The sequence below is a fragment of the Pseudomonas sp. LBUM1643 genome (genome assembly GCF_059716215.1).
Genome location: NZ_CP166813.1, coordinates 3,204,410 through 3,218,135 on the forward strand (window position 1 = coordinate 3,204,410; position 13,726 = coordinate 3,218,135).

The window sequence follows — 13,726 nt, forward strand, 5'->3', positions numbered from 1 at the left end:
AGGCGTTTTCATCATCCATCTCTACATCGCTCGCTGATGATCAGCAGACCTACGCTCGTTAACTGACAGATTACACCTATCCGAAAACCATCCTGACTTGAAGTCTCTATCTAATCTTTTTGCCTTCGCCGAAATACCTGGCTGACGTTCCGCGTAGCTAACTCGGAAAAGACTCCCGACTCTGGCTATGCGTGCACCGTGTTTAGATTCACAGAGTCGTTTGTTTGAAACAGCTTTTGATGGACAGCCTGTTGTTTACAACATGACTATCGGCATATGCACGGCATGCACGTCGCTGTGTGAAATCTGCAGCACTCAGCATGGCGCTCGTGCGCATATTTCAAGTACTGCCATACGCAGGAAAGACATGCTGGGCAATCTTCATGCAGATGTGGAATGTTCAGGCGCGTACCTGCGATTGGCGGTGAGAGCATTTCCTGCCAGCCAACACCTTGTAGGCCGGTTACAGTGTGTTTGGATGTCTGATCAGCAATCTGACTTGTTCCTTACGCTAATTAACAAGTCAGAAAGCCAGTTTAGCTAGGGTTCTAAACCCCGGTTTTGACCTGGTCTGCCTGGCGTTCCAAGGGCCTAAAACGCTCCGTATCGCTGCTTAATCATCAGGAATTGCGGACTGAAACTTCAACGTTTATCATCATTTTCCTTTTTCTGTCAGCCACGACTGCAATCATCAGTTAGATCCACCCTCCCCCTATCTATGAAGATCGTTAGCTAACTACACTAAACGGCTATTTAGTAGAATTATGTTTTATTGGAAATACCCGCCCTTCAAAGGTATCTCGGCTCTGATAACCCATTGACGAATTTTTATTGATGAGATATCCCTACCCTCGCTCACCATCCAACGCCCGGCGATGGAATTTCGGCAACTGATCTAACGCGAATTCAGCGGCTTGGAGTTGTACCTCGCAACGTGTACCAAAGAAGCGATGTTCGCCACTGAACAAGCTGCGCCCTCGCTTGGATTGAAAGGCCCAGGCGAAACAAATGGTACCTGCGGGAATACCGTCGACATCCTCGGGACCGAGGATTCCGGTCGTCGCCACTGCGACATTCGCAGTGCTGTCATGCAACGCGCCCAATGCCATCTCCCGTGCTACTTCACAACTGGTCAGATTGAAGGTTTCAATGGTAGAGGCACTGACCCTCAATAGACGCTGTTTGGCCTCAGGGGAATAGACCACGTAACCACTTTCGATCAGTTCTCCGCTTCTTTCGATCTCGGACAGTAGCGTGACAATCTTCCCGGCCGTACATGATTCAGCCGTGGTCAGCAAAAGAGAGTGCTCGCGTAAATAATTAACCGTCTGAGCGGGAATAGACATAGAACTGTTCCGCCAAGGTGATGATCGATAAGTCAAAAAATCTGTTACGCGTTTACCGTTTGATCTACGAACCTAAATCAAGCCCCGAAAGGTTCGGGGCTTGATGAAGTCAGCGGGCATCAGGGTTTGTGTCCTCCACCTCCACTCATCCCGCCGTCTTTGCGCCCCATATCGGATGATTCGTCATCGGCAACATTGCTATCGCGTCCGCCGCTGGACGACTGATCTGGCTTGCGGGACTGTTGTCCGCCTAAAGCCTGGCCACCTTTCTGGCCTGGTTTGGACATGTCCTGTTTATCGTCGGCGAACTCCCCTCCCCGATTCGTACCCTGTCCGCCTCCGGACATGCGATCACTATCACGGGATTGTTGGTGCCCGCCTGAAGCTTGGCCACCTTTCTTGCCGGCCTCTGAAGCCTTGTCCCGGTCAGTAGAAAAATTGCCTGGTTTATCGTTTCCTGAATTGGCCATTTTCGTTCACCTCTACATCGTTGGCACGAGCAAGAGCTCGTCTAATTCGGAGGACGCACACAACAGAAAGTTTGAACGAAAATACAGCACTCGCGACGAGTGGATTCACGCGGATGGTTCCATCGAAAAAACCCGCATACGACTGACGGCTCATTGCCGTCCATCGTCGCAGCCTTACGCCGACTTTCATGCCAAAGCCTCGATATTTACTAGACTTGATAATTCGTAGAAACCCTCCACGCATTGCCCACGGAGGTCAGCTGATGACAGAACACATCGTGCATTTTCACTGCCAGATCGATCAGGGAACCACTGAGCGCTTCCGCGACTGTTGCCTGGAAGCCATTGATCAAGGCGCTACCTCCTTGCTCCTCAATCTTTCAACAAGCGGAGGCAGCACCAACTTTGGCTTCACTCTCTACACATTCCTGAAATCATTGCCGGTACCGCTATGCGCGATCAACGCGGGCAACATCGAATCAATGGGCATCATTATGTTTTTGGCGGCTGGCCGCCGTATCACCTCGCCCCATTCACGCTTCCTGATTCACCCGATGAATTGGTACTTCAGCCAAAAATCAGTCGATCATCAGCGCCTGCGTGAATACCTGTCGAGTCTCGACAACGATTTGGCGCGATACGTCCAGATATTCATGCTCGAAACCGCCGCGGCGGCGACCAAGCTCGACATCTTTCATTGCCTGTCAGCGGAAGAAAAAGTCATCGCCGCGCACGAGTCCATGGCCTACGGGATTGCTCATGAGATGAAGCAGATGGTGTTCGCTGAAAATGTCAAACACTGGAAAATCAGCGGCAACTGAAGCGTTGTTCTTTAGGCGAAGGCGCACCGATCAGGGAAATTGAACCTGGGCTGCGCTTAGGCCTCGGATACTAAAACCCCTCATTGGTGAACCTATGACAATCGAGGACACGTTACTTCGCCAACGCAAAGTGCTTGCCAAATTTGGCGAGCTTGCCTTGGCGTCAGATGACCTGGAACACATCCTTGATGAGGCCTGTCGATTAGTCGGCGATGCCCTCGAAACCAATCTCGCCAAATTTATGCTGCTCGAAGGAGATGGCATCACATTCTTCGTGAGAAATGGCGTGGGTTGGGCGCCCGATGTCGTTGGGAAGGTTCGGGTAAAAGCATCTGAAGACAGTCCGGAGTTGTACTCCCTCAATACCCATGCGCCCGTCGTCTCGACAAATATTGCGACGGAAACACGTTTCCGTTATCACGACTTTCAGAAAGAAAACGGGGTAAAAGCCTTCGTCAATGTTTTAGTCCATGGCGCCAAGGGTGACCGCCCCTTTGGAATCTTCGAGGTTGATAGTCGCACTCCCCGTCAGTTTACAGACAGCGATATCGACTTCCTCCGGGGTTACAGCAACTTGCTGGGCGCAGTGTTGAAGCGTTCAAACGCCCAGGAAACCATGCGATTTACGGAACAAAGATTGCGTGAAAGCGAGCGACATTACCGCATCGCAGCCGAGTTGAATCCGCTATGGCCCTGGTCTGCTGACAAGGATGGCAATCTTCTCTCTATTGACCCACGCTGGTATGAATACACCGGATTGTCACCTGCTCAAACATTGGAACGCGAATGGGCCAACGCCGCTTACCCAGCGGATCAAGTGTCAATCGCCGCGCTTTGGAATCAGTCACTGGGCACGCTGCAGCCCTTCGATTTACAAATACGCTTGCGAAAACATGCTGGCGATTACCGTTGGTTTAGAGTTCGGGCGCTATGCAGTTTCGATGCCGCCGGACAATGCGAGCAATGGTATGGCACCTTCGAGGACATCGACGAACGGGTACAGCTGGAAAGCGCACTGCGAGAATGGAATGACTTGCTCGAAGACCGTATCGCACAACGTACCCAGCAACTTGAGGACGAACAGCATGAGCGTGCCGTGATGGAATCCAAGCTCCGGCAAAGTCAAAAAATGGAAGCCGTCGGACAACTGACAGGAGGCATAGCCCATGACTTCAATAATCTGTTGGCGGGTGTCATGGGTAGTCTGGAGCTGATGCAGCGACGCATAGATGCTGGCCGTTTTTCCGACCTGGCTCGTTTTAACGCCTTGGCGATGACCTCTGCTTCTCGGGCGGCGGCGCTAACGCAACGTCTTTTGACGTTTTCTCGTCAGCAATCACTCGAGCCCGAACTATTGGAACCTCGCCAAGTAGTGGCCGGCCTTGAAGACCTCATTCGTCGTACAGTCGGGCCCAGCATCATTGTCGAGTGCTCATTCCGTGCAAACGATCGCATCAGGTGCGACCTCAACCAGCTGGAGAATGCCCTGCTCAATCTTGCGATCAACGCCAGAGACGCAATGCCTGAAGGAGGTGCGATTGATCTGGAGGTCGATCGATGCGTCATGGATGAAGCAACCTCCTCCGACAAAATGTTGCCACCAGGGGCTTATGTGAGCATCTCCGTCACAGATACAGGTACTGGCATCAATCCAGACATCTTGTCGCGCATATTCGACCCGTTTTTTACGACCAAGAAGATTGGTGAAGGAACAGGATTAGGCCTTTCGATGATTTACGGGTTTACCCAGCAATCAGGTGGCCAGGTAAAAGTTCACAGCAGTGTGGGTGTTGGAACAACGGTGACCCTGTATTTTCCAGTCGACAATTCGCCTCCTGATGACGCTCAGAAAGCCTCGGACAAGTCTCATCAGCCAGAACCATTCGGCAATAATGAAACTGTTTTGCTGGTGGACGACGAAGCGGTCGTTCGGCAGACAACATCAGAGCTTTTATCCGAAATCGGTTATCGCGTTATAGAAGCCGTGGATAGCGTGTCGGCGATGAAGCAGGCGGAAAATATCGAGCATCTGGATTTACTGCTGACCGATATAGGCCTCCCTGGATCAATGAACGGAATCGGTTTATCGGCCGAACTCAGGGCCAGGTATCCGAAACTTAAAGTGCTTTTTATCACCGGCTTTGCGGGCGGCGCGAGATTGGTCACGGTCGATGCAACTACCGGGATTCTAACCAAGCCCTTTAGTCTGAATGACCTCAGGTCGCGTGTGAGCGCGTTGATAAATTCATCTCCTGATAGCCCTTAGCGCCCGGTCCATACAGGCCAGGACTTTGTTGATCATTTGCTGATCCGGCATTAAGGAGCGGTAATTACACCTGCGCGGGCTGGCTCAGGAATGCTTCGATTTCTGCATAGGGCATCGGCTTGGCAAAGTAATACCCCTGAGAAATATCGCAGCGACTGCCCTTCAGGAAATCCACCTGAGACGCCGTTTCCACGCCTTCGGCGACCACCGTCAGGCTGAGGTGATGGGCCATGGAAATGATGCCTTGGGTGATCGCTGCATCGTGATGGTCGGTGGCGATTTCCAAATGCATCGGCGAAATATTCACGGCCATCGAGATCCCCGTGATGCCCTGCTCGCCTAGCTGGCGCAGTTGCGCGCAGGCCGTATCGAGTACCCAAAGGCTCAGCGGGATGATCTGACCACTGTCCTCTGCCACCGGCACAAATACCGCGGGCATCACGTTTTCCTGATGCCACACATGAAAAAAGTTGAACCGCTTTTCGACGCGCTCGCCTAATGATCAGCTTGTGGAAAATTCCCATAGGCAATTTGCCAACAACGGCATACTCCGAGAGGTGGTCAACGTGGCTAAAGACGATAAGAAAACCAAAGGTGAAGCTTCTAAAGCCAGCAAGGACATGAAAGACAAGAAGGCATCACCGGCAAAGAAATCAGCGGCGGCCTCGGCTCTTTCGAAGTCTTCTGAAAAGAAAGACAAGAAAAAAGATGCCGAACCGAAGAAGTCTGCAAAAAAAGCTGATAGCAAGCCAGAAAAGGCCAAGAAATCAGAGAAATCAGAGAAGGCAGACAAACCAGCGAAGAAGAAAAAGTGACATCCTCTATCTGCTAGGGCTTTACGCCCTAGCTTTTTAACGCAGGCAGCCTGCGAATTCGCACGCCATACTGGAAAAGTCACGGTGATTAGCTCACTGGCGCACTCGAAGCGATCGTCCAGGCCACGGCCGGCACGCGTATCAGCACAGCGACACCGGGCATTACCTACTGATAAGGAGAGACGTCCATGGCAACGTTTGAGCCAGGTCACTTGCACATCGAGCGACACGCGCTGAACAAGGAGGATGTCAGTTACAACCTGTGCATCGACTATGAAGTCGCTACGGATCCCAAGGACGGCAAGGGCATGCAGTTCACTATGCACGGCACCATCCAGGACAAGGCGCTGACCGAGACTTTTTTTCTGCCCAAGGATCAGGCCTACAACTTCGCCAGCAACGTCACGAAAATTGCGGAGAAGTACGGAGTTCCGAAGGCGCAGAGCAGCATTGCTTCGATCCACACGCACTATGACGCCATGTTCGAAGACGTGCGATCTCAGTTGGAAATGAAGTCGGGAGACCCCGTCGACATTGAGCGTCTGGAGTAAATCGATATTGGGTCGAGGTTATCCATCGAGGCCGCACGAGAAGACCGCGTGCGCCCTCCCCCAATGATCAATGGCACCTGATGTCGAGGGCGCGAGTTAGCGCATTCGCGCTGTACTCACCGTTGCCCGAACCCTCTCCAGCTCTTCGCCGCGCAACCACTGCGCGTAATAGTCTTTCAGCTCCTCTTCCCAGCCGATGACCTCGTCCAGCAACTGTTCCGCGTGGTCGCGGGTCAGCGCAAAGTGTGTGTGATGGCTGAGCAGGTTGGCGCGACTGATCTGGTTGCCGTCGCGGCCAACGGCCATGGACAGGGTCTGCGCAGCCCCCTCATCGACAATCGGCAACACGTCGTACATCGGCGAGAGCCGCCATTGTCCCGCGAGCCAGATGATCGAGTGGTTGCGCGGATGGTCGTCGCTGTTACCCGCCAAGGCGTTGTAGCACATGCGTTTGAACAGCTCGTGCAGATCGACATCCGGGACACCGCGCCGGCGCATTTCATCGGCCACTGCCGCGTAACGCCAGTCACGGTGGTACTGCTCGTTCCACTCCGAATCGAGCAAGGTGAGCGCACTGAGCATCGGGATGCGCCTGGCGCCGTCGGCCAACGGTGTACGGTCGAAGCGCTCGATCAACAGGGTCGAGGGCGTTTCGGCGTGCAGCGCAGTCTTGGCGACGTTCATTCCCTTCGAGGCGGCGAACGTCATGCAGGCGTATTCGATCGAGGGGAAATCGTACTGATCGAACCGGTCTCGCGGCTTGGCCAGAATCAACATCCCGTTATCCTGCAACGTGCGCTTGGGCCGCGCACCGCCCAACGCGGAACGCTGGTGCCGGATGTTGAGCATCGCGACCGACTGATCGTCCAGTTGGCCGTCATACACCGCTTCGCACGCTTCTATGAATTTCGCCAACCCTTTCAGCGTCGGTACCGGACCGTCGCCCAGACCGGGTGCGGGAACCGTCGCTGTCCCGGCCAGCAGGTTGCCGACGCGGTCGTTGTTGGGGGACTTGAGCAGAAACTCGATCGGCGCCAGCACTTGACCGAACGCGCGCTGGAGCAAGCGCTCGCCCCATCCGTCCGGCATGGCATCATTGATAAAACCGGGTATGCCGCGGTTCTTGGTAATGCCCCTGAAGGCCTCGGCGCGCAGGGGATAGTTGACCGGATCCGGGACCCAGCCACCTCGCTCTACATAGTCAGGGGCATAAATGAATTCGCCAGACTTCCGCTGCAGCGTCAGCCTGCCAAGGGTCAGCATCTCTGCGGTGTCCGGGTGCTCCATGTAGATGTAGGCACGGGACATCAGAAATCCTCCGCTTTGGGTTTCGGCAAACGCACGCGCTTGGAGGCGATGCTCTGGTAGGCATCCTCATCCGTCACATAGCGGGCGACCTGCGAGGTGGTTTCGATGCCTTCCAGCGAGTGGAAAACGGTTTCGTTAATGCCCAGGCGCCACAGGACGAGCATGAACGATCGCAGGTCGACAAGCGCCGATCCGTTCTCGATTTTGCGCAGCGTGTGTTCGGAAATGCCCAGGCTTGCCTTGAAGTCAGCTTGGCGCAGGCCCAATGCCAGACGTCTCGATTTGACCAAAAGGCCTATTTTGCTGAGCGTATCGGCACAGGACACAGGGAAAAAATCGTTCATAAAGCACACCACGATGAGCGTTATCTATCTTAAGGCTAACCATACCACGTATTATCAGACTGAACATGTATGGTTAATATTAACGGTGGTAGCCATTAAATAAAATAAGACTCACCCTGGTTGGTGTTATCAGCCCAACCAGACGACTAAAGTGGTGGCCGTTCTGCAAGCCGTCCAGCACCTGCACGCTGGCTTTTCACATCTGTGGCTACTATACAATTCTGCGCCAGCAACCTTTCTGCCATGGAATGAGCAACCTCGATGACAGGACGGCTGGAATACGTGGGTCACCGCTGGCGGTACCGATTTCCAATCAACCTGGATCGATCATGAAAATGTTCACGGGCAGGTGCACAGGTTTCTTCGTCATCAGTGCGGCGATGGTCACCTTTGCGAGTGCGGCGATCTCTGCGCCGATGTTCAAGACCAGTTTCGATTGCGTCACGGCAACGGCGCCGGTTGAAAAGTTGATCTGCCGCGATGCTCAGCTGGCGCGGATGGACCTGGAATTGAACCGTCTGTATCGCCTGGCGCTGACGGACGAGCGTTCGGTTCCGCCTCCCGAAAAGGTCATTACCGATCAGCAATTCTGGACCCTGGCACGCAATCAGTGTGCGAGCGAGGCGAATCCCAAAGCCTGTGCCGTGGGTCGTTATGCCGAACGCGCCTACCAGTTGCGCCAGGGTTCGGCCATTGTCAGAACCCGCGACCCCGACAGACTCACCGAGGGCCCCTTCGCCTTCAAATGTGCCGGGTTGAATGCGTTGATCTCCGCCACTTTCTTCAATGCCGACCCCGGCGTCGTCTACCTCCGATGGTTGAACACCTCGATTACCCTGAGCCAGGAACCCAGTGGTTCAGGGGTGCGATACAGCGGCAAGGACGGCACGGGTTTTTACAGTTTCTGGCAAAGCGCCGATGACGTGCTGTTCCAGAAACCGGGATCCGGGCAAATGAGCTGTAAAGCGGAGCCGGTTGGGTAATCCATGATGGCCGCGAAGCAGCCGCCAAAAAAGCTTCACACGGTCGATGAAACAGCCCGCGCATCGCGAATGAACAACGCACGCACCTTGTCCCAGAAATTCCCCCCGAGTACGAAAAAGCTGCCAATCAGCATCAGGTCACCCAGCAATTGCAGCTGCCAGAGATTCGGTCTGAGCCCTGGCCAGATGGAATCCAGGTAAGGTTCGAGCAACGACGAGATCAACGGCACGCAAAACATCAGGATGCCGATCCAGTGCCGAACCGGACCGACCTCCTGATCTATTGACGGCGCCAACGAAGACACATAGCCGAACACGCTGCGTTTCAACTGCTGAAACCCGGACTTGCCCATGATCGCGATGACCAGAATCAACAGCACCTTGTTACTGATAAACAGGATTCCGGTCAGCGCGGCGACTTTCGAACCCGGCACATCCAGCGCTGCAGCGACCGGTACCAGCAGCCAAGAACCCAGCATCACGCAAATGATCACAATGCCCAACTTGAAGCGCCAACCTGCCGAAGGCGGTTCAACGGTAGTCTGGGTGATGGCCATGATCGTCTCATCCTGTGCAGGGGCTGTTGAGGTTTTAAAAGCGTAGCATCCTGTAGCCCGAACGGACGTCTATGCTCCCTTGGAGTACGGCCGCCGGAAACCAGTCCATGCATTCAATGAGTCCCCTGCTGATGCGACCAGGACATTTCCTGTTGGCCGGCGTTTTAGCCTTGGGTGGCTGCGTACGATTGGGGCCGGACTTCCAGCCGCCCGGTGAACCATGGGTCGAGCACTGGAGCTCTGCGGCGGTCGAGCAATCCAGTCAGCGTGGGCCGCACCCTGATCTCCGTCAGTGGTGGCAGGTGTTCAACGATCCGCGGCTAGATCAGTTGATTGCCGAATCCGACGCGCACAATTCAGACCTGAAAATCGCCGGTTTGCGTGTGGTGCAAGCCCGCGCCCAGCTGGGCATCGCCCAGAGCGGCCTCTATCCGCAATTGCAACAGGCCAGTGCCGACAGCCTGTACTTCAATCGCAATCAATCCGGTGGCGGCAACCCCCAGGACAGTCATTTCTGGCAGAACAGCGCCGGGTTCGATATCGGCTGGGAGCTGGATTTCTGGGGGCGCTTCAGTCGTGCCATCGAATCATCCGATGCCAGCTACTTCGCCGCGCAGGCCAACTATGAGGACGTGCTTGTGCTGCTGCGGGCGCAAGTGGCCGACACTTATTTCTCGATGCGAACCACCGAAGCCCGCCTGCGCGTCGCCCAGACCAACGCAAGCCAGCAAAAACGCAATGTTGAGATCACCGAAAAGCTCTTCAACAGTGGCCAGAATGCCGAACTTGACCTGCAACAAGCCAAGTCCCAGTACCTTGGCACGTTGAGCACCATTCCCGGTTTCGAAGACCAGCTCGCGCGTACGCGCAATGCTCTGGCGGTACTGATCGGACGTCCGCCCGGCGCACTGCCGCCACTGGCCGGGTACGAAGGTTTGATCCCGCTGGTCGACCGCGCCGTTCTGCAGGATGTGCCGGCCAGCCTGTTGCTGCGTCGGCCGGACGTGCGCGCCGCAGAACTCAATGTCGCCGCGCAGTCTGCCTTGATTGGCGTGGCCGAGACGGATTTGTACCCTTCGCTGACCTTGCTCGGCAGCATCGTCTGGTCGGCTGACACCCTCAGCGGAACGTCCCGAAGCCTGGACTTGGTGGGCGGCCCCAGCCTGCGCTGGAACCTGTTTGACCACGGCCAGATCATCAACAACGTTCGGCTGCAGGATGCACGATTGCAGGAGCTGATCGAGGCCTACCGAGACAAGGTCCGCCAGGCCGCGCGAGAGGCTGATGATGCTGCCGTCGGCCTGATCAAATCTCTGGAACGGGAACGCATCCTGAGCCAGGCGCAAACCGCTGCCGAACGCTCGCTGGTGCTGGCGAGCGCGCAATACCGCGAAGGCTATTCGGATTTTCAGCGAGTGCTGGATGCGCAGCGCGCGCTGCTCGAACAACAGGACAACTACCTGGTCAGTCGCAGCAATGCAGTGAGCAATGTGATTGCCCTCTACAAGGCCCTGGGCGGAGGCTGGTACAGCGCCCTCCCCAGGGTCGATCAAGTCACCCGCCAACAGATGGAAAACCGCACGGACTGGGGCGACTTGCTGGATGAACCCGAGACAGTGCAGCCGAAAATAGGTGAACGACCATGAGTGAAGCCCCTGCGCCCTCCCCCGAGGTCGCCAAACCACCTGCCGATCCTGCCAAAAAAGGCATCAAGTGGGTGCTGTTGCTGATCGTACTGAGCCTGGCGTGGTACCTGTTGGCTGATCGCTTTACGCCCTACACCCAACAGGCGCGCGTGGGTGCGTTCGTGATACCGGTGGCGTCTGAAGTGGCGGGCCGGGTGATCCGGGTCAACGTGCGCAACAACCAGGACGTCAAGGCGGGTGACGTGCTGTTCGAGGTAGACCCTCAGCCGTATCAGATCGCCGCCGACCGCGCCCGTGCGGACCTTGAATCGACCCGCCGACAAATCGGCGCCAGCACCGCCGGTATCGCCGCCGCACAAGCCAACCTGCGTTCGGCCCAGGCCAATGAGCTCAAGGCTCGCCAGGACAATCAGCGTCTTGAAGGCCTGTATCGCGATGACCCCGGCACCATCTCCGTGCGCTTGCTTGAAGTCTCGCGGGCCAACCGTGAACAGGCGGTCAGCCAGGTGGCCGCCGCCCGGGCCGAAGTTCAGCGAGCACGGGAACAGGAAGGTGGCAGTGAACAAGACAACGCCTTGCTCCGCAGCGCCGCCACCGCGCTGGCCAAGGCCGAGCTGGACCAGTCCAATACGCAAATTCGGGCACGCTCCGCCGGATTGGTCACCGACTTGCGCACCGACGTTGGGCAGTTCGCGGCTGCTGGCGCGCCCGTGATGACTCTGATCGCCATCCATGACGTATGGATCAGCGCAGACATGACCGAAAACAATCTCGGCCTGCTCAAACCCGATACCCCGGTCGCGATTGTGCTGGATGCGTTGCCGGGCGAGGTCTTCGAGGGGCGCGTGCGCAGTGTCGGCTCCGGCGTCAGTGTCGGGCAAGCGCCGCCGCCCGGCACCTTGCCCAGTGTGCAGAACAGCCGCGACTGGTTACGACCGGCACAGCGTTTTCCGGTGATTGTCGAATTTTCCGAGGACGCTCGAAAAGTACTGCGCGACAGCCGCGCCATCCGTGCCGGTGGGCAGGCGGAAATCATGGCCTTCCCCTCTCAGGGCAATCCGCTGAACCCGCTGGGCCGGCTGTTTCTCTGGTCCATGAGCTGGATGTCGTATGCCTATTGAACGCACCGTCCGGGATCAGCGCGCCTTGCGCCTGGCCACCGGCACGGCGCTGTGCCTGGCAATCAGCTTCGCGGCGGCATTGCCGATTCCGTTTATTTCGCCGGTGCTGGCGGTGCTCTTGTTGACGGCGCTCAACCGTGCGCTGACGTTGAAAGCCGGATTAGTGTTGGCGCTGGTAGCGATGCTCACGACCGGTGTCGGGCTGCTGTTGATCCCGGTCCTGCGTTACTACCCGATCAGCGGCATTCTGCTGGTCGGCACCTGCCTGTTCCTGGCATTCCGGTTTGGCTTGCAGGGTGGCAACGCCTTGATCATGACGTTTCTGGTGATCGGTTTGACGATGATTTCTGCGGCGGGTATCGCCGAGTTTGATCTGGCGGCGGCGGTCATCGGTGCACTGGTCAAGGGGCTGCTGCTTGCCATCGCGGTGGTCGCGGTGAGTCACGCGTTGTTTCCCGAACCGGCGAATCTCCCTTCGCCACCGGTTGCGCCCGTTCCTTCCACTGAACAATCCACAAGGGTGGCACTACGGGCAACCTTGATCGTCTTGCCGACGTTCCTGCTGGCACTGATCGATCCGGCCAGCTATCTGCCGATCATCTTGAAGTCGGTTGGCTTGGGACAACAAAGCTCCACCACGAACGCCCGGCATGCCGGGCGCGAGCTCGTCGGCTCCACCTTGCTCGGTGGATTGCTTGCGGTACTGTTCTGGTGCGCCCTGAGTCTGTTCGTGCATGTGTGGATGTTTTTCCTGTGGATGCTGCTCTTCGGCCTGGTGTTGGCGCGAAAGCTATACGCCCTGAGCCCGACGCGTTTCAGTCCCGGCTTCTGGGTCAACACGCTGATCACGCTGATTATCCTGCTCGGCCAGTCAGTGCAGGACAGTGCTGCGGGCAAAGACGTCTACACGGCGTTCGCTATCCGCATGAGCTTGTTCATCGTCGTGACGCTGTACGCCGTGCTGATGGTTCACCTACTGGATCAGCGGCAGGCACCCGCTCAAGGATTGACCTGATAGCCCCTGCCTTGCAGGCAGCCCACGTAGGCGGCCGAACTGTTGGCGGCGCTGGTTTTTTCCTGTGCCCGGCGCTCCTGACGCTGCCGTGAGCCGCCAACGACCGCGCCGGCTGCGGCGGTGCCTTTGGCCTGGTTCTGGCGATAATCCTGCTTGGTGTCATCGTCGACACGGTCATATACCTCGTCATGGCGTTGCCCGCGAACCTGGGCCCCTGCCGCACCCGCAGCAGCGCCCACGGCGGCACCTTTCAACCTTCCCCCGGACGCCGATGGTGTAGCGGCGGCACTCTGACTGGCGGCCACGTTCTGGCAGTCGGTGGTGTCCAGCTGGATTTGCTGTGAGGTCTGCCCTTTCAGAGGCACTACCGATTGGGCCCATGCCGGGGCAACGCACACCGATACTGCCAGGCATAAGCCAAGGGACGACAAACTGTTCATGTTGCACACCTCGTTGACTGAATGAGCCACAACCAGTTTAGGT

Annotated in this window: 15 protein-coding genes and 1 pseudogene; 9 read left to right on the top strand and 7 right to left on the bottom strand. The window is 56.6% G+C overall.

Annotated elements, in window-relative coordinates; genetic code table 11:
- Positions 1-845: 845 nt before the first annotated feature.
- On the bottom strand, positions 846-1,346 hold the full coding sequence (locus tag ACA063_RS14420) for a CinA family protein (protein ID WP_497666427.1): 501 nt from the start codon (positions 1,344-1,346) through the stop codon (positions 846-848).
- A 119-nt stretch (positions 1,347-1,465) separates the two neighbouring features.
- Complete coding sequence (locus ACA063_RS14425; protein ID WP_497666428.1) at positions 1,466-1,816, bottom strand: KGG domain-containing protein; 351 nt, start codon at positions 1,814-1,816, stop codon at positions 1,466-1,468.
- A gap of 263 nt (positions 1,817-2,079) precedes the next feature.
- Between ACA063_RS14425 and ACA063_RS14430 the strand changes: the two genes are divergently transcribed.
- The gene (locus ACA063_RS14430; protein ID WP_497666528.1) at positions 2,080-2,637 is read left to right on the top strand and encodes an ATP-dependent Clp protease proteolytic subunit; all 558 of its coding nucleotides are present in this window, start codon (positions 2,080-2,082) and stop codon (positions 2,635-2,637) included.
- 94 nt (positions 2,638-2,731) lie between these two features.
- Positions 2,732-4,903, top strand: a complete 2,172-nt coding sequence (locus ACA063_RS14435; protein WP_497666429.1) for an ATP-binding protein — start codon at positions 2,732-2,734, stop codon at positions 4,901-4,903.
- A gap of 64 nt (positions 4,904-4,967) precedes the next feature.
- On the opposite strand, the gene ACA063_RS14440 is transcribed toward ACA063_RS14435, so the two are convergent.
- On the bottom strand, positions 4,968-5,363 hold the full coding sequence (locus ACA063_RS14440; protein WP_497666430.1) for an EAL domain-containing protein: 396 nt from the start codon (positions 5,361-5,363) through the stop codon (positions 4,968-4,970).
- A 97-nt stretch (positions 5,364-5,460) separates the two neighbouring features.
- Here ACA063_RS14440 and ACA063_RS14445 point away from each other — a divergent pair, with 97 nt between their 5' ends.
- From ACA063_RS14445 to ACA063_RS14455, 3 genes and pseudogenes are all read left to right on the top strand, one after another.
- A complete protein-coding gene (locus ACA063_RS14445; RefSeq protein ID WP_497666529.1) occupies positions 5,461-5,718 on the top strand; it encodes a hypothetical protein in 258 nt (85 codons plus the stop codon).
- Positions 5,719-5,760: 42 nt separating this feature from the next.
- Positions 5,761-5,891, top strand: a pseudogene (locus tag ACA063_RS14450) (carbamate kinase); the annotation flags it as partial.
- A gap of 15 nt (positions 5,892-5,906) precedes the next feature.
- Positions 5,907-6,269: a DUF5064 family protein gene (locus ACA063_RS14455; protein ID WP_497666431.1), complete on the top strand. Its 363-nt coding sequence runs from the start codon at positions 5,907-5,909 to the stop codon at positions 6,267-6,269.
- Positions 6,270-6,365: 96 nt separating this feature from the next.
- Here ACA063_RS14455 and ACA063_RS14460 read toward each other — a convergent pair whose 3' ends face one another.
- Complete coding sequence (locus ACA063_RS14460; protein WP_497666432.1) at positions 6,366-7,577, bottom strand: type II toxin-antitoxin system HipA family toxin; 1,212 nt, start codon at positions 7,575-7,577, stop codon at positions 6,366-6,368.
- Positions 7,577-7,921 carry a helix-turn-helix domain-containing protein gene (locus tag ACA063_RS14465; protein WP_497666433.1) on the bottom strand — a complete coding sequence of 115 codons (345 nt, stop codon included), beginning with the start codon at positions 7,919-7,921 and terminating at the stop codon, positions 7,577-7,579. Before ACA063_RS14465 ends, ACA063_RS14460 begins: the two co-directional genes overlap by 1 nt.
- A gap of 380 nt (positions 7,922-8,301) precedes the next feature.
- Here ACA063_RS14465 and ACA063_RS14470 point away from each other — a divergent pair, with 380 nt between their 5' ends.
- Positions 8,302-8,904 carry an MliC family protein gene (locus ACA063_RS14470; protein ID WP_497666530.1) on the top strand — a complete coding sequence of 201 codons (603 nt, stop codon included), beginning with the start codon at positions 8,302-8,304 and terminating at the stop codon, positions 8,902-8,904.
- Positions 8,905-8,939: 35 nt separating this feature from the next.
- On the opposite strand, the gene ACA063_RS14475 is transcribed toward ACA063_RS14470, so the two are convergent.
- Positions 8,940-9,461 carry a transporter suffix domain-containing protein gene (locus tag ACA063_RS14475; RefSeq protein WP_497666434.1) on the bottom strand — a complete coding sequence of 174 codons (522 nt, stop codon included), beginning with the start codon at positions 9,459-9,461 and terminating at the stop codon, positions 8,940-8,942.
- A 107-nt stretch (positions 9,462-9,568) separates the two neighbouring features.
- On the opposite strand from ACA063_RS14475, the gene ACA063_RS14480 reads away from it, so the two are divergent.
- Genes ACA063_RS14480 through ACA063_RS14490 form a run of 3 tightly spaced genes read left to right on the top strand, consistent with a single transcriptional unit; the run spans position 9,569 to position 13,243 of the window.
- On the top strand, positions 9,569-11,107 hold the full coding sequence (locus ACA063_RS14480) for an efflux transporter outer membrane subunit (protein WP_497666435.1): 1,539 nt from the start codon (positions 9,569-9,571) through the stop codon (positions 11,105-11,107).
- Positions 11,104-12,228: an HlyD family secretion protein gene (locus ACA063_RS14485; RefSeq protein ID WP_497666436.1), complete on the top strand. Its 1,125-nt coding sequence runs from the start codon at positions 11,104-11,106 to the stop codon at positions 12,226-12,228. Before ACA063_RS14480 ends, ACA063_RS14485 begins: the two co-directional genes overlap by 4 nt.
- On the top strand, positions 12,218-13,243 hold the full coding sequence (locus ACA063_RS14490) for a DUF2955 domain-containing protein (RefSeq protein ID WP_497666437.1): 1,026 nt from the start codon (positions 12,218-12,220) through the stop codon (positions 13,241-13,243). Before ACA063_RS14485 ends, ACA063_RS14490 begins: the two co-directional genes overlap by 11 nt.
- Here the strand turns inward: ACA063_RS14490 and ACA063_RS14495 are convergent.
- Positions 13,228-13,683: a hypothetical protein gene (locus ACA063_RS14495; protein WP_497666438.1), complete on the bottom strand. Its 456-nt coding sequence runs from the start codon at positions 13,681-13,683 to the stop codon at positions 13,228-13,230. The genes ACA063_RS14490 and ACA063_RS14495 overlap by 16 nt on opposite strands.
- Positions 13,684-13,726: the final 43 nt, after the last annotated feature.